The organism is Ruegeria sp. N8, assembly GCF_056531325.1.
On record NZ_JBQFLQ010000006.1, the window covers coordinates 1 to 24,351 of the forward strand.

The following is a 24,351-nucleotide window of genomic DNA, read 5'->3' on the forward strand; positions in this document are numbered from 1 at the left end:
CTGCGGTCAGCGTGGTCTTACCATGGTCAACGTGGCCAATCGTGCCGATGTTGACGTGCGGTTTTGTACGCTCAAACTTTTCCTTTGCCATGATGGCCTCCTTTTTCGGTAATGAAGGGAGCCCGTGAACCGGACCCCCTCAAATCTTTGGTTATGCGTATTTCGCCTGGATCTCGTCCGAGATGTTCTGCGGAACCGGATCGTAGTGGTCGAACTGCATGGTGAACTGGGCACGGCCCGACGACATCGAACGCAGAGTGTTGATGTAGCCGAACATGTTCGCCAGCGGAACGAACGCGTCGATCGCGATCGCGTTGCCGCGCGGTTCCTGACCAGACACCTGGCCACGACGCGAGGTCAGGTCGCCGATGATACCGCCGGTATATTCTTCCGGGGTGATCACCTCGACCTTCATGATCGGTTCCAACAGTTTCGCGCCAGCTTTGCGCATGCCTTCACGCATACACATACGGGCCGCGATTTCGAACGCCAGAACGCTCGAGTCAACGTCGTGGAACTTACCGTCCAGCAGGGCAACCTTGAAGTCGATCACGGGGAAGCCAGCCAGCGGGCCGCTATCCATGACCGAGTTGATGCCTTTTTCAACACCCGGGATGTATTCCTTCGGAACGGCACCACCAACGATGCGGCTTTCGAACGAATAACCTTCGCCTGGCTCGGTCGGCTGGATTTCCAGCTTAACTTCACCGAACTGACCCGAACCACCCGACTGTTTCTTGTGGGTGTAGGTGTGTTCAACCGGCATCGAGATGGTTTCGCGATAGGCCACCTGCGGTGCACCAATGTTCGCTTCAACCTTGAACTCGCGCTTCAGACGGTCAACCAGGATGTCCAGGTGAAGTTCGCCCATGCCCTTCATGATGGTCTGACCGGATTCCAGGTCAGTTTCCACACGGAAGGACGGGTCTTCGGCGGCCAGACGGGCCAGACCCTGGGACATCTTCTCTTGGTCGCCCTTGGTTTTGGGCTCAACCGCGATCTCGATCACCGGATCGGGGAAGGTCATGGTTTCCAGAACCACCGGATCCTTCGCGTCACACAGGGTGTCACCGGTGGTGGTGTCTTTCAGACCCGCCAGCGCGATGATGTCGCCTGCAAACGCTTCTTCGATCTCTTCCCGGTTGTTGGAGTGCATCATCATCATACGACCGATGCGCTCTTTCTTACCTTTGGTCGAGTTCAGGATCGAGTCACCCTTGTTCATGGTGCCCGAGTAGATCCGGGTGAAGGTCAGCGAGCCAACGAAGGGGTCGTTCATGATTTTGAACGCCAGACCCGAGAAGGCCATGTCGTCGTCTGCACGACGTGCGATGTCACGAACTTCTTCCTCGTCGCCGGGTTTGAAGCCCATGTAATCAACAACGTCCAGCGGGCTGGGCAGATAGTCGATCACAGCGTTGAGCAGAGGCTGAACGCCTTTGTTCTTGAACGCCGAACCACCCAGAACCGGAACAAACGCGATGTCCAGAGTACCTTTGCGCAGCAGGGCGCGCAGGGTCGGAACGTCGGGCTCATTGCCTTCCAGGTATTCCATCATCGCGTCGTCGTCCATTTCGACGGCCGCTTCGATCATCTTGCCGCGCCATTCGTCAGCCATGTCTTTCAGGCTGTCGCGGATCGGAGCTTTGATCCAGCTTGCGCCCAGATCTTCGCCCTGCCACAGCCACTCTTCCATGGTAACCAGGTCGATCAGACCTTCCAGCTCGGACTCGGCGCCGATCGGAATGCCAACCGGAACGGCGCGTGCGCCGGTGCGGTCTTCGATCATGCGAACGCAGTTGAAGAAGTCTGCGCCGATCTTGTCCATCTTGTTGACGAAAACCATACGCGGAACCTTGTAGCGGTCAGCCTGACGCCACACGGTTTCGGTCTGGGGCTCAACACCGGCGTTTGCATCCAGAACGCAGACGGCACCGTCGAGAACCGCCAGCGAACGCTCAACTTCGATGGTGAAGTCAACGTGGCCGGGGGTGTCGATGATGTTCAGGCGGTGCTTAGGGGTATCGGCGGTTTTACCGTCCTCGGTGCGCTCCCAGAAAGTGGTGGTCGCAGCCGAAGTGATGGTGATGCCGCGTTCCTGCTCCTGCTCCATCCAGTCCATGGTGGCTGCACCATCGTGCACCTCACCGATGTTGTGAGATTTACCAGTGTAATACAGGATACGCTCCGAGCAGGTGGTCTTACCTGCGTCGATGTGCGCCATGATACCGAAGTTACGGTATAGTTCGAGCGGATATTCGCGTGCCATTTTGGATAAGCCTCTGGATTACCAACGGTAGTGGCTGAAGGCTTTGTTCGCCTCGGCCATCTTGTGGGTGTCTTCGCGCTTCTTCACGGCAGTACCGCGGGACTGTACAGCGTCCAGCAGCTCACCGGCGAGGCGTTCTTCCATGGTGTTTTCGTTGCGACCACGCGCGGCGGTGATCAGCCAGCGGATGGCCAGTGCTTCGCGGCGCTCGGGGCGTACTTCGACCGGAACCTGATAGGTTGCACCACCAACCCGGCGCGAGCGAACCTCGACCGACGGTTTGATGTTGTCGAGCGCTTCGTGGAACACTTCGACAGGTGCGCGCTTGATCTTGTTCTCAACACGGTCAAAGGCGTTGTAAACGATGCGCTCTGCGACCGACTTCTTGCCGTCGATCATCAGGTTGTTCATGAACTTGGTCAGAACCTTGTCGCCAAATTTGGCGTCAGGCAGGACTTCGCGTTTTTCGGCGGCGTGACGACGTGACATATCAGCCTCTCCTTCTTACTTGGGACGCTTCGCGCCGTATTTCGAACGACGTTGCTTACGATCTTTGACGCCCTGAGTATCCAGAACACCGCGCAGGATGTGGTAACGCACACCGGGAAGGTCTTTTACACGGCCGCCACGGATCAGAACAACCGAGTGTTCCTGCAGGTTGTGGCTTTCACCGGGGATGTACGAGATGACCTCGAACCCGTTGGTCAGGCGCACTTTGGCAACCTTACGCATAGCCGAGTTCGGCTTTTTCGGAGTGGTGGTATACACACGGGTGCAGACGCCGCGTTTCTGCGGGCACTGCTCCAGGTGCATGGACTTCGAGCGTTTTACTTTGGGCTGCCGCGGTTTGCGGATCAGCTGTTGAATAGTTGGCATTCCGGTTTCTTCCCCGTTTTGCAACACACATGACATGCACGCGCATTGCGTGCGGTTAAACTTTGCTGCGCTCATGCGTCCACAAGCGCAAAACCCGCGAGCGCTCCCATTCCGAGGTGAACGTCGCGGTTGGTTATCAGAGGACGCGAACTGCAAAATTGTCCGGGTCTTGACCAGTCCATTACTGAGATCGGTTTTGGGGCGGCCCCCGGTACCGAGATGGGCGCGTAATAGGGGGAGTCGGCGCAAGTGTCAACAGTACACCGGACCCACCGCACGACAGGCCGCTTTGCGCTGATATATCCGGTCCGATTGTCGGCCGCCAGTACTGCTGACCGTTGCGAGTTCGCGACCGCAGGGGCATAGTCAGCCACAACGCCACGCACTACGGATGACCCATGCAAATCATCGGCCTGTGCCGCTTTTCCTACCCCGCTCATGGCGGCTTTCAGGTCGAACATGACACGATCGAGGAACGGCGCGCCTATCTCTACCACCCTACCCGGCTGGAAGAGAGGTTTCGCCTGTTCGAAACCACCACCCTGCCCTGTCTGCGCGAACAGACGGATGAGGATTTCCAATTGCTCATCGTGATCGGGGATTGCCTACCGAAACCCGCCTTTGATCGGCTGCACGACCTGACCACAGGCATGAAGCAGGTGCAGATCATCGCCCGTCGCCCCATGCGCCACCGCCGGGTGATGAAAGAGATCCTGAACGCCGCACGTCACGATCCCAACATGCCCTGCATCCAATTCCGGCATGATGATGACGACGCCGTGTCGGTGGATTTCGTCGAACGGCTACGTATCGCCGCTGACGAAGGCGGCGCGCTGATGCGCAACCACAAAACGGTTGCCATCGACTATAACCAAGGGTTTCTGGCACGGTTCGGGCCCGAGGGCATTCACGCCGCGCAAGTGTTTCAACCGCTGCTGGGGATCGGGTTTGCCATGTACGTGCGGGGTGGAAGTGATCTGACAATCATGAATTTTGGGCATCACCGGATCGGTAACTACATGCCGGTGATCAGCTATCCAGACGCGCCGATGTGGGTGCGCACGCTGAATTCGTACAACGATTCACCCCATGCCCGCAAAAGCAACACTCAGCTTGCACCCCTGACCCCCGAACAAGAGGGCGAGTTCATCGCCCGCTTTGCCATCGATCAGGACGCCGTGCGTCGGGTTCACTCGGGTGGGTGAACTGCCCGCTCACGGAATAGGGTGAAAAGCCCGGCACCCACGACCAGCGCGGCACCTGCCATGGTTACAGCGTCTGGCCAGTCTCCGAACACGACCCAACCCAAACCCAGGGCCCAAAGCAAGCTGGAGTAACGAAACGGCGCGATGAACCCCACATCGCCCTCGCGCATAACCATGACGCTGAACAGATAGCCCATCAGTACAAACACCGCCGCCGTCCCCACCATCACGCCCGCTCCGGGCGAAACTGGCACCCAACCTGTTGATACGGTCGCAATCGAGGCCGAAACGGTGATGGTGACGCTTGTGGCCAGCGTCACAACCAGCGACGGCACCTCACTAGACATGCGCCGCGTGATTAGATCCCGCACCGTGACCGAGATCACGGCGATCAGTGCGTAAATTGCATAGATGCTGAACCCCTCAGGCCCCGGTCGGACGATCAGCAGCATCCCCACAAACCCCATCCCGATAGCCAGAATGCGCCGCCACCCGATCTGTTCGCGAAAAAACAGAACCGCACCCAAAGTCACGGTCAGCGGCAGTGCCTGCAAGACCGCCGTCACATTGGCAAGCGGCATATGCAGCAGAGCGGTTAGGAAAAAGAACGTGGCCGACAGCTCGGCCAGGCTACGCGCACCGATCAGCCACTTGTCATGTCGCGGGAAGTGCAAATGCAGCGCCCCCAGGTTGCGCGCCATAAGATACACAAGAACCGTCGCCAATACCCCGCGCATGGCCACCATCTGGAACAGAGGCACCTCGGCCCCTGCCAGCTTGATCAGCGTATCGTTGATGGTAAAGGCCGCCATACTGCCCATCATCAGTAGGGCGCCTTTTATGTTTGGGGTCATCCAAGTATCCCAGTCAGCAGTTTTTAAATACAGATACTATGTGTTTCGAACTAATCTGCCCCACCAGATTGCGTGCTTTGCCAACAACATCTTCTGTGGTCCATTCATCCAAGCAAAGCCGATCCACATCCTCCACGGTGATTTCCAGAACGGGCCACGGATCGGTTATATCCGCAAGCACAGCTTTGGCGTCTATTTCGTTAAGCGCACCCTCTTGATACGCCAATAAGGCGAAACGCACCCGAAATTCTTCCATATCATCAAGCCGCATTTCACGAAGTGCACCGTAGGCTTTAAAAAATGCACTCTGCAAGTCACCCAAACCCCTTACGATCACGAAATCCATCAGCCATTCTGGCGGCGCTTCGACCTGCAACAATAAATCCGCTGCCCAGTTAGAGAGGTCTTCGACTGTCCAGTAGTGTCCTTTGACAGCCGCGTAGACAGCGCAGATCAAATCCTCTTGTGATCGAATTCTCCAGTTTTCAATTTGCATTTATTCAACCCGCAGTTCCGAGCGCACTTGCATCAATATCTTACCAAGCTTGTTCCAACCCTGCCCGTCTGGCCCGCACCCCCAATAGGAATCCATCGGCGCGTTCTCGACGATTTGCGCTGTGCCCGTCGACGGCAGCAAAACGCGCGGGGTCTCATGGGTTGCGAATTTGACGCGAACGGCGTCCAGCATGATACGGTCCTTCACCTCTTCCCGGTCTGACCGCAAAGGAATGCTGCGGGTCATGCCCAAAGCCTTGGCATCCTTGGGTTTAATGCTCTGACGAATACGCTCGCGGTAGGCGGCGTCATGAAACTTCTGAGCTTGAAAATAGTGTTCCACCGTGCGCCACCACACACCGTCCATGGCAATGCCAAAAGGTGCAAAGTTAGAAAACTCAGCGTAAAGATCTGTTTGCGCGTAAAAATAAATAGTGAGGCCATCTTCATTCATAGTGGGAACGAACACCAAATTGCCCGGCAGATGCAAGCAGTCGTTTCCCAACGCAAAAGAAAAGGCCCCGCGTTTCCGCAGGGCCTGTTCTCTGTTCTGAAACCGCGCTTATTCGCGGCTTTCGGGGGCGTCGACCACGATGTCCAGTTCATCCCCGACCATGTCGTCATCGATCAGCGGCGCAGCCAGAGCAGCGGCGGCTTCGGCCTCTTCCCGGCGGGCTTCGATGACGACGTTATCGCGGGTTTGGGCGACCTGACGCACGGCCTGAGTGGCACCGCCGGTACCGGCGGGAATCAGACGACCGACGATGACGTTCTCTTTCAGGCCAACCAGCTTGTCTTTCTTGCCCTGAACCGAAGCTTCGGTCAGGACACGAGTGGTCTCCTGGAACGACGCCGCCGAGATGAACGAACGCGTTTGCAGCGAGGCTTTGGTGATCCCCAGAAGGATCGGTTCGCCCTGTGCCGGACGACCACCGCGGGCGATGGTCTTCTCGTTGGCCGCGTCGAACTCTTGCTTGTCGACATGCTCGCCTTTCAGCAGGGTGGTGTCGCCTGAATCCAGGATCTCCCACTTCTGCAGCATCTGGCGCACGATAACCTCGATGTGCTTATCGTTGATCTTCACGCCCTGCAGACGATACACGTCCTGCACCTCGTCGATCATGTAATCCGCAAGCGCTTCGACACCCATGATGGACAGGATGTCGTGCGGAGCCGGGTTACCGTCCATCAGGTATTCACCCTTCTGGATGAAGTCCCCTTCGGCGACCGGGATGTGCTTGCCCTTGGGCACCATGTACTCGATGGTCTCCATGGACTCGTCCGCCGGTTCGATGCTGATGCGGCGCTTGTTCTTGTAGTCGCGGCCAAAGCGCACGTAACCATCGGCTTCTGCGATGATCGCGTGATCTTTTGGACGGCGGGCTTCGAACAGTTCGGCCACACGCGGCAGACCACCGGTGATATCCTTGGTCTTGGCACCTTCACGCGGGATACGCGCGACAACGTCACCGGCTTCGACGGTCTGACCGTCTTCGACCGACAGGATCGCATCCACCGACATCGGATAGTGAACCGGGTTGCCCGCGTCGTTGCGGACTGGTTCGCCATCTTCACCAACCAGAATGATCTCGGGCTTGAGGTCGCTGCCTTTGGGGGCCGCGCGCCAGTCGATCACGATCTTCTGGGTCATACCGGTTGCTTCGTCGGTCTCGTCGCGGACAGCAAGGCCCGAAACAAGGTCAACGTATTTCGCAGTACCGGCTTTCTCGGCGATGATCGGCAGAGTGTACGGATCCCATTCGAACAGCTTGTCGCCACGGGAAACGGTTGCGCCATCCTTGACGAACAGCTTGGATCCGTAACCCAGCTTGAAGCTGGCACGCTCTTCGCCGTGTTCGTCGTTGATAACCAGCTTCATGTTCCGGCCCATGACCAGGCTTTCGCCTGCGGCATTGATCAGAATCTGCGGGTTCTCGAACGCAACAACACCTTCCTGGTTGGCTTCCTGGAACGACTGCTGACCGCCTTGCGCAACACCACCGATGTGGAAGGTCCGCATAGTCAGCTGAGTACCGGGTTCACCGATCGACTGCGCGGCGATGATGCCGACAGCTTCACCCGTGTTGACCATGGTGCCGCGTGCAAGGTCACGACCATAGCAGGTTGCACAGACGCCTTCCTCGGACTCACAGGTCAGAGGCGAACGGATGCGCATCGACGCAACACCGGCCTCGTCGATGGTGTCGGCCATACGTTCGTCGATCAGCTGACCTGCTGCGACGATCACCTCATCGGTGCCCGGACGCAGGACATCGTCAGCCGCCACACGGCCCAGCACACGTTCGGCCAGCGAGGCAACAACCTCACCGTCGTTCACGGCTGCTTCGGCTGTGATTGCACGTTCTGTGCCACAGTCGATCTCACGCACGATACAGTCCTGCGCCACGTCCACCAGACGACGGGTCAGGTACCCCGAGTTCGCCGTCTTCAGAGCGGTATCCGACAGACCCTTACGGGCACCGTGGGTCGAGTTGAAGTACTCGAGAACGGTCAGACCTTCTTTAAAGTTCGAGATGATCGGCGTTTCGATGATGTCACCGTTCGGCTTGGCCATCAGGCCGCGCATACCGCCCAGCTGTTTCATCTGAGTGACCGAGCCACGCGCACCCGAGTGGGCCATCATGTAGACCGAGTTCGGTTCCTGCTCGGAGCCGTCCTCAGCCCGATCCGACGACGAGATCGTCGACATCATCGCCTCGGTGACGCGGTCGTTACACTTCGACCAAGCATCGACAACTTTGTTGTACTTTTCGCCCTGAGTGATCAGGCCGTCCATGTACTGCTGTTCAAAGTCCTTCACCTGACCGCGGGTGTCATCAACGATACCCCACTTGTCGTCCGGAATGACCATGTCGTCTTTACCGAACGAGATGCCCGCCTTGAACGCTTCTTTGAAGCCCATCGACATGATCTGGTCACAGAAGATAACCGACTCTTTCTGACCGCAATACCGGTAGACGGTGTCGATCACCTGCTGCACTTCTTTCTTCCGCAGCAGACGGTTGACCAGATCGAACGGCGCTTTGTTGTTCATCGGCAGCAAGGCACCCAGGCGCAGACGGCCCGGAGTGGTCTCATAGCGCTTCTGAACTTCGTTGCCTTCGTCGTCGATCTGCGTGATCCGGGCGGTGATCTTGGTGTGCAGATGCACTTCACCGGAATCCAGCGCGTGCTGAACTTCGTCGATCGAACCGAACACCTTGCCTTCGCCCGGCATGCCTTCGCGTTCCAGGGTCACATAGTAGAGACCCAGGATCATATCCTGCGACGGAACGATGATCGGCGCGCCGTTTGCAGGCGACAGAACGTTGTTCGTCGACATCATCAGAACACGGGCTTCCAGCTGGGCCTCAAGGCTCAGCGGGACGTGAACAGCCATCTGGTCACCGTCGAAGTCGGCGTTAAAGGCCGAACAGACCAGCGGGTGCAGCTGGATGGCTTTACCTTCGATCAGAACCGGTTCGAACGCCTGAATGCCAAGACGGTGCAGCGTCGGCGCACGGTTCAGCATGACAGGGTGTTCGCGGATCACCTCGTCGAGGATATCCCACACTTCGGGACGCTCTTTCTCGACCAGCTTCTTCGCCTGTTTGACAGTCGAAGACAGACCCTTGGCTTCAAGGCGCGAGTAGATGAACGGCTTGAACAGCTCCAGCGCCATCTTCTTGGGCAAACCACACTGGTGCAGCTTAAGCTCCGGACCGGTCACGATGACCGAACGGCCCGAGAAGTCGACGCGTTTACCCAGAAGGTTCTGACGGAAGCGCCCCTGCTTACCCTTCAGCATGTCCGACAGAGATTTCAGCGGACGCTTGTTGGCACCGGTGATTACGCGGCCACGACGGCCGTTGTCGAACAGAGCGTCAACAGATTCCTGAAGCATCCGCTTTTCGTTGCGGACGATGATGTCAGGTGCGCGCAGTTCGATCAGACGCTTCAGACGGTTGTTCCGGTTGATGACACGGCGATACAGATCGTTCAGATCCGAAGTCGCGAAACGGCCACCATCCAGCGGAACCAGCGGACGCAGTTCCGGCGGAATGACCGGGATCACGGTCATCACCATCCATTCGGGCCGGTTGCCCGACTCGAGGAAGGATTCAACAACCTTCAGACGCTTGATGATCTTCTTGGGCTTCAGTTCGCCGGTTGCTTCGGCCAGATCAGCGCGCAGCTGCTCGGCTTCGGCTTCCAGATCAATCTGGGCCAGCATTTCACGGATGGCTTCGGCACCGATATTGGCGGTGAACGCGTCCATGCCATAGGCATCCTGCGCATCCATGTACTCTTCTTCGGTCAGCATCTGGCCGTAGGTCAGGTCGGTCAGACCGGGCTCGATGACGACATAGTTTTCAAAGTACAGAACACGTTCCAGATCGCGCAGCGTCATGTCCAGCATCAGACCGATGCGGGACGGCAGCGATTTCAGGAACCAGATGTGCGCAACAGGCGCGGCCAGTTCGATATGACCCATACGCTCGCGGCGGACTTTCTGCAGGGTGACTTCCACACCGCATTTCTCGCAGACAACGCCGCGATACTTCATCCGCTTATACTTGCCGCACAGACATTCGTAGTCTTTGATCGGGCCAAAGATACGCGCGCAGAACAGACCGTCACGCTCGGGCTTGAACGTCCGGTAGTTGATGGTTTCGGGTTTCTTGATCTCGCCATAGGACCAAGACAGAATCCGCTCAGGCGACGCCAGCGAGACCTTGATCTCGTCGAAGACCTTCGGGGGCGTCAGCGGGTTGAACGGGTTGTTGGTGATTTCCTGGTTCATTTGTTACCTCAAATCTTGCGGAAGGGGGGACGGGAGAAAGGGCAGCGCCCTTACTCCTCAACCTCCGCATCCAGGAGTTCCATATTCAGGCCGAGGCCACGGACTTCTTTAACCAGAACGTTGAACGATTCCGGTACGCCCGCTTCAAAGTTATCCTCGCCCTTGACGATCGACTCATAGACCTTGGTCCGGCCGGCGACGTCATCCGATTTCACGGTCAACATCTCCTGCAGGGTGTAGGCGGCGCCGTAAGCTTCCAGAGCCCAGACTTCCATCTCACCAAAGCGCTGACCACCGAACTGCGCTTTACCACCCAGCGGCTGCTGGGTCACAAGGCTGTACGGCCCGGTCGAACGCGCGTGGATTTTGTCGTCCACAAGGTGGTGCAGTTTCAGCAGGTACTTGATGCCCACAGTGACCGGACGTGCAAATTGCTCACCGGTACGGCCGTCGAACAGAACCGACTGACCGCTTTCCGAGAAGCCTGCACGCACCAGCGCGTCGTTGACGTCAGCCTCTTTGGCACCGTCAAAGACCGGGGTTGCGATCGGAACACCGCGGGTCACGTTGCCCGCAGCCTCGATCAGGCCATCCTCGTCCAGACCCGTGATGCCTTCTTCGTAGACATTCTCGCCATAGGCCAGCTTCATCGCTTCGCGCACCGGGGTCAGATCGCCGGACCGGCGGTATTCACCCAGAGCGTCGTCGATGTTCAGACCCAGACCGCGCGCGGCCCAACCCATGTGGGTTTCAAGGATCTGACCAACGTTCATACGCGAAGGCACACCCAGAGGGTTCAGACAGAAGTCAACCGGAGTACCATCGGCCAGGAACGGCATATCTTCCATCGGAACAACCTTGGAGATCACACCTTTGTTCCCGTGACGACCGGCCATCTTGTCGCCCGGCTGCAGCTTGCGCTTCACGGCGATGAAGACTTTGACCATTTTCATCACACCCGGCGGCAGGTCGTCGCCACGGCGGACTTTCTCGACCTTGTCTTCGAAACGGGCGTCCAGAGCACGCTTTTGCACTTCGTATTGCTCGTTCAGAGCTTCGACGATCTGTGCGTCCTGCTCGCCTTCCAGCGCCAGCTGCCACCACTGACCACGGGTCAGGGTTTCCAGCAGCTCCTCGGTGATCACCGACCCTGCCTTGACGCCTTTCGGGCCTTTGACAGCGGTTTTACCCAGTATCAGACCTTGCAGACGCGCATAGATGTTGCGGTCCAGGATCGCCAGCTCGTCGTCCCGGTCACGGGCCAGACGTTCGACTTCCTCACGCTCGATCTGCAGCGCACGCTCGTCTTTCTCGACGCCGTGACGGTTGAAGACGCGGACCTCAACGACCGTACCGTAATCGCCCGGTTTCACGCGCAGCGAGGTGTCGCGCACGTCAGATGCTTTTTCACCAAAGATGGCGCGCAGCAGCTTTTCTTCCGGGGTCATCGGGCTTTCACCCTTCGGAGTGATCTTGCCGACCAGAATATCGCCCGGCTCAACATCCGCGCCGATGTAAACGATGCCCGCCTCGTCGAGGTTGCGCAGCGCTTCTTCACCGACATTCGGGATGTCGCGGGTGATCTCTTCCGGGCCCAGCTTGGTGTCACGGGCGGCGACTTCGAATTCCTCAATATGGACCGAGGTAAACACGTCATCACGCGCGATACGTTCCGAGATCAGGATCGAGTCTTCGTAGTTGTAGCCGTTCCACGGCATGAACGCGACGACCACGTTCTTACCAAGGGCCAGTTCACCCATATCGGTCGACGGACCGTCAGCAATGACCTCGCCCTTCTGGACGGTGTCACCCACCTTGATCAGCGGACGCTGGTTGATGCAGGTGTTCTGGTTAGACCGCTGGAATTTGCGCAGACGATAGATGTCAACGCCAGCGTCGCCCAGTTCCAGATCCTCAGTCGCGCGGATAACGATACGCTGGGCATCGACCTGGTCGATGATACCGGCGCGTTTCGCCTGAATCGCAGCGCCCGAGTCAATCGCAACCTTTTCCTCGATCCCGGTACCGACCAGCGGTGCCTCGGCCCGCAGCAGCGGAACCGCCTGACGTTGCATGTTCGAGCCCATCAGAGCGCGGTTGGCGTCGTCATTTTCAAGGAACGGGATCAGCGATGCAGCGACCGACACCAGCTGTTTCGGCGACACGTCGATCAGGTCAACATTCTCGCGCGGGGCAAGGGTGTAGTCACCGGCCTGACGGGTCGACACCAGATCGTTGATGAACTTGCCATCCGCATCCAAAGTCGCGTTCGCCTGCGCCACGGTGTGACGCATTTCCTCGGTCGCGGACATGTAGTGAACCTCATCGGTCACCTCGGCGTCTTTAACGACGCGGTACGGTGTTTCGATGAAGCCATACTTGTTCACGCGGGCGAAGGTGGCCAGCGAGTTGATCAGACCGATGTTCGGACCTTCAGGCGTTTCAATCGGGCACATCCGGCCGTAGTGGGTCGGGTGAACGTCGCGCACTTCAAAGCCTGCACGCTCACGTGTCAGACCACCGGGGCCAAGCGCCGAGAGGCGGCGTTTATGGGTGACTTCAGACAGAGGGTTGGTCTGGTCCATGAACTGAGACAGCTGCGACGAGCCGAAGAATTCACGAACAGCAGCCGCAGCCGGTTTCGCGTTGATCAGGTCCTGAGGCATGACGGTGTCGATCTCGACTGACGACATACGCTCTTTAATCGCGCGCTCCATGCGCAGCAGACCGACGCGGTACTGGTTCTCCATCAGTTCGCCCACCGAGCGCACACGACGGTTGCCGAGGTGGTCGATATCGTCCACGTCGCCTTTGCCGTCACGCAGCTCAACCAGCGCCTTGATGCAGGCCACGATGTCTTCGCGGCGCAGGGTACGCAGAGTGTCAGGCGCGTCCAGAGCCAGACGCATGTTCATTTTCACGCGGCCAACAGCGGACAGGTCATAGCGCTCGCTGTCGAAGAACAGCGTGTCGAACAGGGCCGATGCCGCTTCGACGGTGGGCGGCTCACCCGGACGCATGACGCGGTAGATGTCCATCAGCGCGGTTTCGCGGCTCATGTTCTTGTCCTGAGCCATAGTGTTGCGCATGTAGGGACCGACATTAACGTTGTCGATGTCCAGAACCGGGATGTCGGTGATGCCCGCATCCATCAGGTCCTTGACGGTGCCACCGATCAGGTCGCCGTCCTTGTCGTATTCCAGAGTCAGCTCATCACCGGCTTCGACATAGATCGCGCCGTTTTCTTCGTTGATGATGTCCTTTGCGACATACTTGCCGACGATGTTGTCGAAGGGAACTAGCAGGTCGGTGACGTTGCCTTCGTCTATCAGCTTCTTCACGGCGCGCGGCGTGACTTTCTTGCCCGCTTCGGCAATCACTTCACCTGATTTCGCGTCGATCAGGTCGTATGTCGGACGGGTCCCGCGCACACGCTCGGGGAAGAACGGCGTGACCCAGCCTTTCTTCTTGTCCAGCTTGTAGGACACGGTGTTGTAATACGCGTCCATGATCGCTTCCTGATCCAGACCCAGTGCGTACAGCAGGGTGGTCACAGGCAGCTTGCGGCGACGGTCGATACGGGCGAACACGATGTCCTTGGCGTCGAACTCAAAGTCCAGCCAGCTGCCGCGATACGGGATGATGCGGCAGGCAAACAGCAGTTTACCGGACGAGTGGGTCTTGCCCTTGTCGTGGTCAAAGAACACACCGGGCGAGCGGTGCATCTGGCTGACGATTACACGCTCGGTGCCGTTCACGATGAACGTTCCGTTCGGTGTCATCAGGGGCATGTCGCCCATGAACACGTCCTGTTCCTTGATATCTTTGACCGACTTGGCGCCGGTGTCCTCATCGACATCAAACACGATCAGACGCAGAGTAACCTTCAGCGGCGCGCTGTAGGTCATGTCGCGCTGCATGCACTCTTCGACGTCATATTTGGGTTTTTCCAGATCGTATTTCACGAACTCCAGCACGGAGGTTTCGTTGAAATCCTTGATCGGGAAAACCGACTGGAACACGCCTTTGATGCCTTCGCCGTCTGTGGGCTGTTCTGCATCGCCGGAGCGCAGGAAAAGATCATATGAAGATTTCTGGACCTCAATGAGGTTCGGCATTTCCAAAACTTCGCGGATTTTGCCGTAATATTTACGAAGACGTTTCTGGCCAAGGAACGTTTGAGCCATGTCAGATGTCACCTTTCGATGTTCTCAGCGGGCAAAGACACCGTCGGGCCCCGGCATCTTGCACAATCGAGACGACACGTCCGGATCAATTCGTGGCCACCGTCCCGAAGGTGGCCTCCCGATCCGAAAACCGTGTCTTAGAAAACGCCCCAAGATATGAGGCCCTTTCTAAGACAGGTTCGGCTGGACCCGGATTTCTCTGGGCCCAGCCTGAATTTTCGGCGCATCAGCGATGCACCTGTCGGTTGGCTTAGGCCAGCTCGACTTCGGCGCCAGCTGCTTCCAGCTTGCCTTTGACTTCTTCGGCTTCGTCTTTCGACACGCCTTCTTTGATCTTGCCGCCAGCTTCGACCAGTTCCTTGGCTTCTTTCAGGCCCAGACCGGTGATGCCGCGAACTTCTTTGATCACGTTGATTTTCGAAGCGCCGGCGTTCTTCAGAACGACGTCGAATTCGGTTTTTTCTTCCTCAGCTGCGCCACCGGCGTCGCCACCAGCTGCAACCATTACGGCGCCGCCAGCTGCGGGCTCGATGCCGTATTCGTCTTTGAGGATGGTTTTCAGTTCTTGTGCTTCCAGCAGGGTCAGACCCACGATGCTTTCTGCGAGTGCTTTCAGATCAGCCATTTTATCAGCTCTTTCCGTTTACAGTGTGTGTTCCAACGTCAGGGAGTGTTCCCTACGCAGATCATTCAGTGCCAACCGCTTACGCAGCTTCCGCCTTCTCTTCGATGGTGGAAAGGATGCTTGCGATGTTGCTTGCAGGTGCGCCAATCGCGCCGGCGATGTTCGAAGCAGGTGCGCCAATGCAGCCCACGATCGAAGCAATAAGCTCCTCGCGAGACGGCATTTTCGAAACTGTTTCGACGCCTTTGCGGTCCAGAGCGTTCTCGCCCATTGCACCGCCAAGGATTTCGAACTTCTTGTTCTCCTTGGCGAAGTCCTCGGCCACCTTGGCTGCTGCCACGGGGTCCTCGGAATAGGTCAGAACGGTCATACCCGTCAGCAGGTCAGCGATGCTCTCACATGGCTTTCCGTCGAGGGCGATTTTGGCGAGCCTGTTCTTGGCAACACGCACGGCACCACCCGCGTCACGAGCACGTGCGCGAAGGTCCTGCATCTCGGCAACTGTCAGACCGGCGTAGTGAGCTACCACTACGACGCCAGAGCTTTCGAAGATTTGGCCGAGTTCCTCGACCACTTTCTCTTTCTGGGCTCTATCCACAGTTCTCTCCAAGTTTGGGATGTTGGACATCCCGGCTCATATTTGCTGCGGTCGAAACCACAGCGTTCAGGTCCGTTGTTACGGGATTGGCCAAAATGCGCCCGAGGATCGCGACCCTCAGAATTCTTTGGTCTTACCCGTCTCAGGCAGGAGATTAAGGGGCCATATGGCACCACCCACCGTCTTGGACGAAACGAAATAAAGCGCACGACGAATCGCACGCTTTACTCCGCAAGTCTCTTTAGGGCAGATGGCGTGGGTTTCCAAGAGGTAAATTGCGGATTGGGCGCGGTTTTGCCATGGCATTGACAAGGGCTGCAACTGCCCGTCCATTGGGCAGATTATCAGACACGCCTGGACACGGTTCCCTCCAAGAATGCACCCTCTTTCGGACGAAGAATTTCACCGCGCCTCTCGCTATGTGGACGAGTTCGCCCGGCAAATCGGGGCCAATCCGGTTGGTGCGTTCGATTGCATCTACCGATCTCATGACTTTCCTGACACGCGTATGGTGATTAAACTGCGTGCTGCTCATGAGGTGTACGCCCTCAAGATCGACGTCGACTCCCCTGGCACCGGACGACTGAAACAGGAATTCGACCACCTCACCGCCTTGTCGGAGTATTTTTCACCTATGAAAGATTCCGACGTCGTGCACCCGGTCTATCTTTCGCCGTCTCAGGCGTTCTTTGTCACCCCCTTCATCGACCGACCAACCGCCGCAGACCTGATCCACAACAGCATAGATGACACCCAAGTCGCCCAGATCTATCGCCGCGCCGGCGCGTGGCTGAACGATCTACATTCTTTCCGTCCGTCCAAGGAGTACAGATTTCGCCCCAAATGGATGACTGACCTGATTGCAGAGTTAAACGCACAGGTTCCACCTTCGGTTCGAGCAGAAAGTGACGTCATGCTCAGGGTGCTGTTGGCCGAGATGGCTGGCCTGAGGGGCGCGCCCGAGACCCAGGTCCTGGCCCATGGTGATTTCCACAGCCAGAACCTGATTGTCGGGCAAGGGCAGATGGTCGGGCTGGATTTTACTGAAACCCGCGAAAAACTGGCGGTTTATGATATTGTAGACTTTTTGAAATCAGATGTATTCCGCAACGCGCCGACCGACGCCATTGACCGCAGTGGAATCGTGCAAGCCAACAAACAGATGTTCCTACGTCGATATCGCCATCCGTTCCGTATGGACGTCCTCGATTTCTGTCTGCGTGCCCGACTATTGATTGACTGGCTGTCCCTTTGGCAAGCTGATCACCCATATAGCGCCTATGATGAGGACAGGCGGAAAAGGCTCGGCGACCGGTTGCGTCTTGCGTTCCAAAAGCCCTGACTACACTGACGCTTTTTTGTAACGACATGGAAAGGTTTTGATATTTACCCTCTCGACCTGCACCAATATTTTGGTCCAGATTGCCTCGAAAAAATGATCCGTGATCCGGATCTTCAGCAGCTACAGGTGTTCGTATTCAATGGTACTTCGCAGCTTTTTTGCCCAGGATAGTGAAGCTCTGATCGTCACGTCCAGCCCCGACAGCTCGATTGAAGGCGATCCGATCATCAACAACTCGGACACGCCGGACGGAACGATTTTTGAATACTCCGGAGGCTTTGGCACCACTGTCACGCTGGATGACACCAGCGGAAGCCCTAACGTCTTCAACGATGACCAAGAAGCCGGGCACGTCATCACGGATGGTGGCGGTATCGTCGCCGACGGTACCCAGGTCGAATCCGAATCCATAATCGTTGTCCGCGCCCTCGACGAAAACGGAGTACCTACCGGCCCCGAGATCGAGATTTATGTCTTTTCGCAAAATGGCATCACCTCGGACGTTTGGGGGTTTGCAACATCCGAACCGCTGACACCCGGCACGTCCTACATCAAGATTTCCGGTTCCAACGCCGGGTCGTCTTCCTATGATGACTATATCCCTTGCTTTGGCCCCGGCACGTTGATCGAAACCGTCGATGGCGAAGTCGACGTAGCCCTGCTGAAAAAAGGTCAAATGGTCTGGACCCGCGACGCCGGGTTCCAACCCATTCTATGGATCGGCACAACCGAAGTGCAAGGCACCGGCGCCTTTGCCCCTGTCGTCATCGAAAAAGATGCGATTGGAAACAGCCGCAAGCTTATCTTGTCGCCACAGCACCGGGTACTGGTCTCGGCCCCCGTCACCGACATGCTGTTCGGCTCATCCGAAGTCTTCGTTGCCGCCAAACACCTGTGCGGCCTGCCTGGCGTTGAAATCTGCGAAATGGACAGTATCACCTACACACATTTCATGTTCGACCGGCATCATATCGTCCGCTCAAACGGGGCACTGACTGAAAGCTATTTCTTTGGCGACACCGCCAAACACGCCCTGTCAGAGGCCCAACGGTCCGAGATTCTAACCCTATTCCCCATGTTGAAATTCGGAGTCTCTGCTTTCGGCGAAACCGCTGCCTCGACCATCAGCGCCCGTGAGGCAGAGGTTCTGCGCGCTTACCTGTAAACGCAAAAAAACCGGGCTGCATTTCGGCAACCCGGTTTCAAATCTGCATTGACGGAAGGGCTTATTCGCCCGACGCAGCCGCCACATCCAGGGTCACACCGGGGCCCATGGTCGAGCTCAGTGCGATCTTTTTCATGTAGGTGCCTTTTGCACCCGACGGCTTTGCCTTGGCCACAGCCGAGACGAAAGCGCGGACGTTTTCGGCCAGCTTGGCTTCGTCGAACGAAGCTTTGCCAACGCCTGCGTGCACAACGCCGCCTTTTTCCGCCTTGAACTGAACTTCACCGCCTTTGGCTGCTTCCACGGCCGCTTTAACGTCCATGGTCACGGTGCCAACCTTGGGGTTCGGCATCAGGTTGCGGGGGCCCAGAACCTTACCCAGACGGCCAACGATGGGCATCATGTCCGGGGTGGCAATGCAGCGATCGAATTCGATGGTGCCGCCCTGAATGGTTTCCATCAGGTCTTCTGCGCCAACGATATCCGCACCTGCTTCTTTCGCTTCGTCCGCCTTGGGACCACGCGCGAACACAGCAACGCGCATCGCTTTACCGGTGCCGTTGGGCAGACCAACAACGCCGCGAACCATCTGGTCTGCGTGACGAGTGTCAACGCCCAGGTTCATCGCGATTTCGATGGTCTCGTCGAATTTCGAGGTTGCATTGGCTTTGACCAGGGCAACTGCATCTTCAACCGACAGGTTTTCCTTGCCGGCGACAGCTTCGCGCGCAGCGCGGGTGCGTTTACCAAGTTTTGCCATCTTACTTCACCTCGATGCCCATGGAGCGGGCCGAGCCCAGGATGATCTGCATTGCGCCTTCGATATCGTTGGCATTCAGATCTTTCATTTTGGCTTCGGCGATTTCGCGAACCTGCTTCGAGGTCACGGTTGCCACGGTCTCGCGACCGGGGTTTTCCGCGCCACGGGGGCGGTTACGCTTGCCAACCGGCTTCAGACCAGCGGCTTTTTTCAGGTAATAAGACGCGGGCGGCGTCTTGATGTCCATGGTGAAGGACTTGTCCTGATAGTAGGTGATCACGGTCGGGCAAGGGGCGCCTTGCTCCATGTCTGCGGTCTTGGCGTTGAACGCCTTGCAGAACTCCATGATGTTGATGCCGCGCTGACCTAGCGCCGGACCAACTGGCGGCGAGGGGTTCGCCTGACCTGCAGGAACCTGCAGCTTCATTGTACCAGCAAGCTTCTTGGCCATTTGGTTTTCCTTTCAACTCGGGTGAAACGCGTTTCACCCAGACTATGTTGCGTGGTCCGATCCGGGATCGCGATCCCAGCAACCTCCCACGAGAGAATCTCGCCCGAAGACGATAGAGGCGGCATTTATAGTGGAATTGTGGGGTTGGCAAGTGGATGTCGCGCTATTGCCAGTTTGACTTTTTGTATTGACCGGACCTCAGTGGCTTTTGGGAACAGTCAAACAGAATAATTCATCTGAATACATAAGTTGCGTCAGAAAACAAGGCGGGTATCTTGGAGCAAATTGGCTACAAAAGAAGTGATCAGGGATGGCGTCATCTCGGCTAAACAAGGGGCTACTTATATGTGTGCTCCTAGCTATGTTGCCCGGATGCGGCAGCAAAGCGCAGGATCAGGGTGGTGCGTCCGGCGCAACTTCCCAAACCAGCGTGTCCAACACCGATGCTGCTTTCGCTGCGACAGGAATTGATCCCAGCACCTATTCGGGTCAGTTTCAGGTCAAGCTGACCAAGGAAGTTCCGCTGCGCGGTATTCCGGTCCCCTTCACAGTCTACGCCGGCCTGGAGGAATCCAGCCCAACTCGGCTGCGATTGCGGGCGTTCATGGATTTGCGCGGATTGCAGGAAAAGGCACCGCAAATACTGACCGGTCCGTTGGAAGAAACCTGCAAGCGTCAGATCTATCTCGACATCCAAGACGTCACCGCCATAGGTGAAACCGTAAAGGTTAAGGGTTCGGCTCGTGCTCAATTCACGCGGTGCAAACGGAATGAAGAACCGGGCTTTCAATATTTTGGGGCCACGGTAGATGCAATTGCTGTCGCCAAGGCGGAAGTTAAGGGCCAATGCCTTACATTCAGTATCGAAAGCGCGGACCTCAGCCCGCGTGGGTTCATCGGAACTGTTACCAATCTTTTCGGGCTGACCGACCGCATCAACGAAGCGGTCCTTGAAAAGGGTGGAGAGTTTCTGGCAGCCAACCCGGTTTGCCCACCACTGCCAGAAGAATTCACGGTTCTTGATCCAATTTACGAGTCTGGTGGAACACGTGAAGTTGCACCCGGGGGAATGGGCGCTGCTGTTGTCGGATCAGCCGACGTAAGCGCCGAGACAATAGTCAAAGTTCTTGCGGGTCTAAAGAACCTTGGTGTTTTGGAGTTTGCTGAATGAGACTTTGGTTAATTATCCCAGTCTTGATGGCAGCCGTTGTAGGTGCCCGAGCCCCATACGCCCAACAGGTGGATTTTATCATCGACGCGACATTGCCAGTTCGCGATACGGATTTGCCCTACAAGCTAAATCTGACCCTAACTGCCGTTGACACTACACGGATAGGCGTCGGAGCATTACTCGACTTACGGGGCGCACAGAAAATTGTGCCCGAAAGACTGGCTGACAACGCGATAGTCGATAATTGCGGTCTGCAAGTCAGGCTAGATGACATAAGCTTTGGGGCCAAGGACGATGCAATTGATTTAGACGGCGAGGTTACTGTTACACTCTTTGAGTGCAGCCGCACCAGTGAGCGCGATTTTCAACGCGGCCAAGAAAAGAATTCCATTCTGGCGAACATGTCCACCGAAGCGACTGTCGAACTGCGCGACAATTGCGCCTACATCAAACTAATCGATCTCACACTCACGGCGCCGGAAGCGCAGCGCGAACAAATCTTGGAAGACGACACCCTCGAGTCCGTAAAAGAACTGATGCTGGCAGCTGTAGATCTTGTGCTCAACGAAACCCCATTGTGCCCGGAATTGCCGGCAGAACTCGCTTCACTTGATCCGGTCTACGAAAGCGGTGGCCCGCGCGAGATCGGAGACGGTGGACTTGGTATATTGCTTGACGGGTCTGTTGATGTCAGCCCGTCAACAATTCTGGATGTATTGACAGTGCTTCAGCAACAGGAACTCATTCCCGGCCGGCCCTAACCTCGGAGTGTTGCAACCGTTTCTTGCCAAAAAAGCGCCGCAGTATTTTGGGCAGCGCGGGCGTTCCATTTCCAGGCACTGAGCGTTTAGCCCTGCTTCGTAACCTGCGTAAAGTCCAGCTCCACCGGTGTTTCCCGACCAAAGATCGAGACCGAAACTTTCAGCTTCTGGATCTGGTCATCCACGCCTTCGACCATGCCATCAAAATCCTCGAATGGGCCGTCGTTGACCTTGGCCTTCTCGCCAACTTCACAGCTGATCATCAGTTTCGGCGCTTCTTCGCCTTCCTGAACGCGGTTGATAGAGTTCACTAGGTTATAACCCTGTTTCTGCATCGCGCCTCGGGAAAAACCTCCGCCAGCAAAGCAAATCCCCGCGCACCGATCACGTCTTGGCTATTGTGACACTGCACGAGGGGCAGTTGTGCTATAGTGACTGCAACTATACGTATTTGGCGGAGGTTTATTATGATTATTCGATTCATCACAACACTGGGCATCGCGCTCTCGCTTGCCATTACAGCTCCACAGGTGGCCCGAGCGGATGCGGGCGAAATTCTTGGCGGTGCCGTCGTGGGTGGCGTCATTGGCTACGCAATCGGTAAAGAGCAAGGAAAGAAGCAATCCAGCCGATCGACAACAACGCGGACTTACAGATCGGGTATTCCGTCCACCTCACAGGGGGCTCAAACACAGACTGCCCTGAACTATTTCGGCTACAATGCCGGACGAGTCGATGGCCAAGTCGGGGGCGGTACCCGCGCCGCGATCGAGCGGTATCAGGCATCGATGGGCTATCCGGTCAATGGCTATGACTTCCCCCCCTATCAAAGCGACTTTCTGAACCAGGCCTACTACTGGGCGACCAGCGGCGGGCAGGCGGCGACGCAACTGTCGGGTCAGCCACTTTTGTTTGCCTATCGTCAGCAGGTTCACAGCGGCGCCGCGCTGGCGGCTGCCCCGCAGCCCCAGGCTCAGGCTCCGGCCCCTATCACTCCGGTTGTGACTGCCCAGCCCGAGACCACACCCACAGAAGCCCCAACCGAAACCGCATCGACGGGTAGCTTGCCCAGCCTCTTTGCCGGTGGCACAGCACGGCCCTCACTTGCCAACCGGTGCAGTGCGGTGATGCTGCAAACCTCGACCAATGGCGGGTACACAACACTGGCCAATATGTCGGACCCCGATTTCGCCCTGAGCGAGCAGTTCTGCCTGGCTCGCAGCTATGCCATGGCGCGTGGTGAAGAACTGATCCAGGACATTCAGGGCCTGACCCCCGATCAGATCAGCACGCAATGTGCCGCCTTTGGTGACACCCTGTCGCCGCAGGTGGTTGCGCTTTCGCTCAGCTCGAAAGCCGATGCGGAAAGCCAGATGCGCAAATTCGCTCTGGATACCGGGCTGAGCCCAGCCGATCTGTCCGCCACAAGCAAGGTCTGTCTGTCGCTCGGCTACCGTCAGGACAACATGGATACAGCAGTTGGCTCGGCACTGATGCTGGTCGCCTTGGGTGAGCCTGCCTACGGAGAACTGGTCGGCCACCACCTGCGCGAAGGCTTTGGCGTGCAGGAACGTCAGGACCTTGCAATGCAATGGTATGACGCAAGCCTGTCGGCGCTTGACGCCGGATCGCAAGCGGTGTTCCTGCCGTCGCAAACCGACCGCCCGCAGCTTTTGCGTGCGGCCATGGTGCAGGCGCAATAAGCGGAGCGTTAAAAACCAACTTTTGTGGCACTGAAAAGAAAAACGCCGCGTTGCTCATGGCAGCGCGGCGTTAGAAATTGCTGTGAAGGCTTAAATCAGCCCTGCTTGGTCACCTGTGTAAAGTCCAGCTCGACCGGTGTTTCGCGGCCAAAGATCGAGACCGAAACCTTCAGCTTCTGATTCTCGTCGTCCACGCCTTCGACCATGCCGTCGAAATCCTCGAACGGGCCGTCGTTGACCTTGACCTTCTCGCCGACCTCGAAGGAGATCATCAGCTTGGGCGCTTCTTCGCCTTCCTGAACGCGGTTGAGAATCTGGTTCACCTCAGCATCTCGCATCGGCATCGGGCGACCTTGCGGGCCCAGGAAACCGGTGACGCGGTTGATCGAGTTCACTAGGTGATAGCCCTGATCCGACATTTCCATGTGCACCAGTACATAACCAGGCATGAAACGGCGTTCGGTCGTGACCTTCTTGCCCCGGCGCACTTCGATCACCTCTTCGGTGGGCACCAGAACTTCGTCGATATCGTCCTCAAGGCCGTGTTCGGCCACCGACGTGCGGATCTGTTCTGCGATCTTCTTTTCGAAATTCGAAAGAACGCTGACCGAGTACCACCGTTTCGCCATGAACCTGTCGTCCTTGTTTGCCTTTGGGCCGCGACTGCGCCCGTCGTTTGAATTCAGTTACGTCATCCGGAATAAAAAGCGGCGCGCGGTCCGAATCGCCGCACGCCCATTCCGAAGAGTCCCGCGTGACCTACAAGGACATCGCGTGCTGTGCAAGGGGGAAGCGGCGTTTCCACCCAACCCCGAACGGGTTTAGCCGAACGCACCAAGGATCAGTTGCAGACCCCCGCGAATGCCCAGATCGACCAATGCAAAAAACACAGCGGTAAGAGCCGCCATGATGAACACCATGACCGTGGTCAGCAGAACCTCGCGGCGCGTGGGCCACACGACCTTTGCAACTTCGGCGCGGACTTGCTGAATGAACTGGATCGGATTCATGGTAGCCATTTGGCGGTGTTCTCTCTGCTAGCGGATGGGCCGGACATAACCGGGCATTGCGGCAATTTCAAGGGC

The 24,351-nt window shown here is 57.3% G+C and carries 21 protein-coding genes and 1 pseudogene; 6 read left to right on the plus strand and 16 right to left on the minus strand.

Going from position 1 to position 24,351, the window contains the following annotated elements:
* From ACR0C5_RS12655 to rpsL, 4 genes are all read right to left on the minus strand, one after another.
* On the minus strand, positions 1 to 91 hold a 91-nt coding region (locus ACR0C5_RS12655; protein ID WP_215675807.1), incomplete at its 3' end, for a GTP-binding protein.
* Positions 92 to 151: 60 nt separating this feature from the next.
* Entirely contained in the window at positions 152 to 2,269 is a 2,118-nt protein-coding gene (gene fusA / locus ACR0C5_RS12660; protein WP_170774631.1) for an elongation factor G, read from the minus strand.
* Positions 2,270 to 2,287: 18 nt separating this feature from the next.
* On the minus strand, positions 2,288 to 2,758 hold the full coding sequence (gene rpsG, locus ACR0C5_RS12665; protein ID WP_039529242.1) for a 30S ribosomal protein S7: 471 nt from the start codon (positions 2,756 to 2,758) through the stop codon (positions 2,288 to 2,290).
* 15 nt (positions 2,759 to 2,773) lie between these two features.
* Complete coding sequence (rpsL, locus tag ACR0C5_RS12670) at positions 2,774 to 3,145, minus strand: 30S ribosomal protein S12 (protein ID WP_005621086.1); 372 nt, start codon at positions 3,143 to 3,145, stop codon at positions 2,774 to 2,776.
* 398 nt (positions 3,146 to 3,543) lie between these two features.
* Here rpsL and ACR0C5_RS12675 point away from each other — a divergent pair, with 398 nt between their 5' ends.
* Entirely contained in the window at positions 3,544 to 4,350 is an 807-nt protein-coding gene (locus ACR0C5_RS12675) for a putative rhamnosyl transferase (protein WP_480877068.1), read from the plus strand.
* Here the strand turns inward: ACR0C5_RS12675 and ACR0C5_RS12680 are convergent.
* The 7 genes from ACR0C5_RS12680 to rplJ all read right to left on the minus strand — a co-directional run bounded on the left by ACR0C5_RS12680 (position 4,335) and on the right by rplJ (position 15,913).
* A complete protein-coding gene (locus ACR0C5_RS12680; protein ID WP_170783012.1) occupies positions 4,335 to 5,204 on the minus strand; it encodes a DMT family transporter in 870 nt (289 codons plus the stop codon). The genes ACR0C5_RS12675 and ACR0C5_RS12680 overlap by 16 nt on opposite strands.
* A 13-nt stretch (positions 5,205 to 5,217) precedes the next feature.
* The gene (locus tag ACR0C5_RS12685) at positions 5,218 to 5,700 is read right to left on the minus strand and encodes a hypothetical protein (protein ID WP_170791099.1); all 483 of its coding nucleotides are present in this window, start codon (positions 5,698 to 5,700) and stop codon (positions 5,218 to 5,220) included.
* The gene (locus ACR0C5_RS12690; RefSeq protein ID WP_480877376.1) at positions 5,701 to 6,153 is read right to left on the minus strand and encodes an NADAR family protein; all 453 of its coding nucleotides are present in this window, start codon (positions 6,151 to 6,153) and stop codon (positions 5,701 to 5,703) included.
* Between the two features lie 108 nt (positions 6,154 to 6,261).
* Positions 6,262 to 10,503: a DNA-directed RNA polymerase subunit beta' gene (gene rpoC, locus ACR0C5_RS12695; RefSeq protein WP_170791100.1), complete on the minus strand. Its 4,242-nt coding sequence runs from the start codon at positions 10,501 to 10,503 to the stop codon at positions 6,262 to 6,264.
* 50 nt (positions 10,504 to 10,553) lie between these two features.
* The gene (gene rpoB / locus ACR0C5_RS12700; protein WP_480552811.1) at positions 10,554 to 14,690 is read right to left on the minus strand and encodes a DNA-directed RNA polymerase subunit beta; all 4,137 of its coding nucleotides are present in this window, start codon (positions 14,688 to 14,690) and stop codon (positions 10,554 to 10,556) included.
* A 250-nt stretch (positions 14,691 to 14,940) separates the two neighbouring features.
* Complete coding sequence (rplL, locus tag ACR0C5_RS12705; protein ID WP_010441182.1) at positions 14,941 to 15,315, minus strand: 50S ribosomal protein L7/L12; 375 nt, start codon at positions 15,313 to 15,315, stop codon at positions 14,941 to 14,943.
* A 79-nt stretch (positions 15,316 to 15,394) separates the two neighbouring features.
* Entirely contained in the window at positions 15,395 to 15,913 is a 519-nt protein-coding gene (gene rplJ / locus ACR0C5_RS12710; protein ID WP_170774641.1) for a 50S ribosomal protein L10, read from the minus strand.
* Positions 15,914 to 16,289: 376 nt separating this feature from the next.
* Between rplJ and ACR0C5_RS12715 the strand changes: the two genes are divergently transcribed.
* Both ACR0C5_RS12715 and ACR0C5_RS12720 read left to right on the plus strand, forming a co-directional pair.
* On the plus strand, positions 16,290 to 17,255 hold the full coding sequence (locus tag ACR0C5_RS12715; protein WP_480877073.1) for a phosphotransferase: 966 nt from the start codon (positions 16,290 to 16,292) through the stop codon (positions 17,253 to 17,255).
* Positions 17,256 to 17,394: 139 nt separating this feature from the next.
* Complete coding sequence (locus ACR0C5_RS12720; RefSeq protein WP_480877076.1) at positions 17,395 to 18,420, plus strand: Hint domain-containing protein; 1,026 nt, start codon at positions 17,395 to 17,397, stop codon at positions 18,418 to 18,420.
* Positions 18,421 to 18,481: 61 nt separating this feature from the next.
* Here the strand turns inward: ACR0C5_RS12720 and rplA are convergent, their stop codons facing one another.
* Together rplA and rplK are read right to left on the minus strand one after the other, a co-directional pair.
* The gene (gene rplA / locus ACR0C5_RS12725) at positions 18,482 to 19,180 is read right to left on the minus strand and encodes a 50S ribosomal protein L1 (RefSeq protein ID WP_170774647.1); all 699 of its coding nucleotides are present in this window, start codon (positions 19,178 to 19,180) and stop codon (positions 18,482 to 18,484) included.
* 1 nt (position 19,181) lies between these two features.
* Entirely contained in the window at positions 19,182 to 19,631 is a 450-nt protein-coding gene (gene rplK / locus ACR0C5_RS12730) for a 50S ribosomal protein L11 (RefSeq protein WP_170774649.1), read from the minus strand.
* A 361-nt stretch (positions 19,632 to 19,992) separates the two neighbouring features.
* On the opposite strand from rplK, the gene ACR0C5_RS12735 reads away from it, so the two are divergent.
* Both ACR0C5_RS12735 and ACR0C5_RS12740 read left to right on the plus strand, forming a co-directional pair.
* Entirely contained in the window at positions 19,993 to 20,802 is an 810-nt protein-coding gene (locus ACR0C5_RS12735; protein WP_480877079.1) for a hypothetical protein, read from the plus strand.
* Positions 20,799 to 21,563 (plus strand): hypothetical protein, encoded by a 765-nt coding sequence (locus ACR0C5_RS12740; RefSeq protein WP_170774653.1) that lies wholly within the window; start codon positions 20,799 to 20,801, stop codon positions 21,561 to 21,563. The genes ACR0C5_RS12735 and ACR0C5_RS12740 overlap by 4 nt, the downstream gene beginning before the upstream one ends.
* Positions 21,564 to 21,649: 86 nt before the next feature.
* On the opposite strand, the pseudogene ACR0C5_RS12745 reads toward ACR0C5_RS12740, so the two are convergent.
* Positions 21,650 to 21,898 (minus strand): annotated as a pseudogene (locus ACR0C5_RS12745) (transcription termination/antitermination protein NusG); the annotation flags it as partial.
* Positions 21,899 to 22,030: 132 nt separating this feature from the next.
* Here ACR0C5_RS12745 and ACR0C5_RS12750 point away from each other — a divergent pair.
* Positions 22,031 to 23,266: a peptidoglycan-binding domain-containing protein gene (locus ACR0C5_RS12750; protein WP_170774655.1), complete on the plus strand. Its 1,236-nt coding sequence runs from the start codon at positions 22,031 to 22,033 to the stop codon at positions 23,264 to 23,266.
* Between the two features lie 95 nt (positions 23,267 to 23,361).
* On the opposite strand, the gene nusG is transcribed toward ACR0C5_RS12750, so the two are convergent.
* Both nusG and secE read right to left on the minus strand, forming a co-directional pair.
* Positions 23,362 to 23,895: a transcription termination/antitermination protein NusG gene (nusG, locus tag ACR0C5_RS12755; protein WP_170774657.1), complete on the minus strand. Its 534-nt coding sequence runs from the start codon at positions 23,893 to 23,895 to the stop codon at positions 23,362 to 23,364.
* 192 nt (positions 23,896 to 24,087) lie between these two features.
* Positions 24,088 to 24,285: a preprotein translocase subunit SecE gene (gene secE / locus ACR0C5_RS12760; protein WP_058272489.1), complete on the minus strand. Its 198-nt coding sequence runs from the start codon at positions 24,283 to 24,285 to the stop codon at positions 24,088 to 24,090.
* Positions 24,286 to 24,351 lie beyond the last annotated feature (66 nt).

Bases quoted from the DNA above. Each gene is read 5' to 3' on its own strand.
- fusA (WP_170774631.1), bottom strand. From the start codon at position 2,269: ATGGCACGCGAATATCCGCTCGAACTATACCGTAACTTCGGTATCATG.
- rpsG (WP_039529242.1), bottom strand. From the start codon at position 2,758: ATGTCACGTCGTCACGCCGCCGAAAAACGCGAAGTCCTGCCTGACGCC.
- rpsL (WP_005621086.1), bottom strand. From the start codon at position 3,145: ATGCCAACTATTCAACAGCTGATCCGCAAACCGCGGCAGCCCAAAGTA.
- ACR0C5_RS12675 (WP_480877068.1), top strand. From the start codon at position 3,544: ATGCAAATCATCGGCCTGTGCCGCTTTTCCTACCCCGCTCATGGCGGC.
- ACR0C5_RS12680 (WP_170783012.1), bottom strand. From the start codon at position 5,204: ATGACCCCAAACATAAAAGGCGCCCTACTGATGATGGGCAGTATGGCG.
- ACR0C5_RS12685 (WP_170791099.1), bottom strand. From the start codon at position 5,700: ATGCAAATTGAAAACTGGAGAATTCGATCACAAGAGGATTTGATCTGC.
- ACR0C5_RS12690 (WP_480877376.1), bottom strand. From the start codon at position 6,153: ATGAATGAAGATGGCCTCACTATTTATTTTTACGCGCAAACAGATCTT.
- rpoC (WP_170791100.1), bottom strand. From the start codon at position 10,503: ATGAACCAGGAAATCACCAACAACCCGTTCAACCCGCTGACGCCCCCG.
- rpoB (WP_480552811.1), bottom strand. From the start codon at position 14,690: ATGGCTCAAACGTTCCTTGGCCAGAAACGTCTTCGTAAATATTACGGC.
- rplL (WP_010441182.1), bottom strand. From the start codon at position 15,315: ATGGCTGATCTGAAAGCACTCGCAGAAAGCATCGTGGGTCTGACCCTG.
- ACR0C5_RS12715 (WP_480877073.1), top strand. From the start codon at position 16,290: ATGCACCCTCTTTCGGACGAAGAATTTCACCGCGCCTCTCGCTATGTG.
- ACR0C5_RS12720 (WP_480877076.1), top strand. From the start codon at position 17,395: ATGGTACTTCGCAGCTTTTTTGCCCAGGATAGTGAAGCTCTGATCGTC.
- rplA (WP_170774647.1), bottom strand. From the start codon at position 19,180: ATGGCAAAACTTGGTAAACGCACCCGCGCTGCGCGCGAAGCTGTCGCC.
- rplK (WP_170774649.1), bottom strand. From the start codon at position 19,631: ATGGCCAAGAAGCTTGCTGGTACAATGAAGCTGCAGGTTCCTGCAGGT.
- ACR0C5_RS12735 (WP_480877079.1), top strand. From the start codon at position 19,993: ATGTTGCCCGGATGCGGCAGCAAAGCGCAGGATCAGGGTGGTGCGTCC.
- ACR0C5_RS12740 (WP_170774653.1), top strand. From the start codon at position 20,799: ATGAGACTTTGGTTAATTATCCCAGTCTTGATGGCAGCCGTTGTAGGT.
- ACR0C5_RS12750 (WP_170774655.1), top strand. From the start codon at position 22,031: ATGATTATTCGATTCATCACAACACTGGGCATCGCGCTCTCGCTTGCC.
- nusG (WP_170774657.1), bottom strand. From the start codon at position 23,895: ATGGCGAAACGGTGGTACTCGGTCAGCGTTCTTTCGAATTTCGAAAAG.
- secE (WP_058272489.1), bottom strand. From the start codon at position 24,285: ATGGCTACCATGAATCCGATCCAGTTCATTCAGCAAGTCCGCGCCGAA.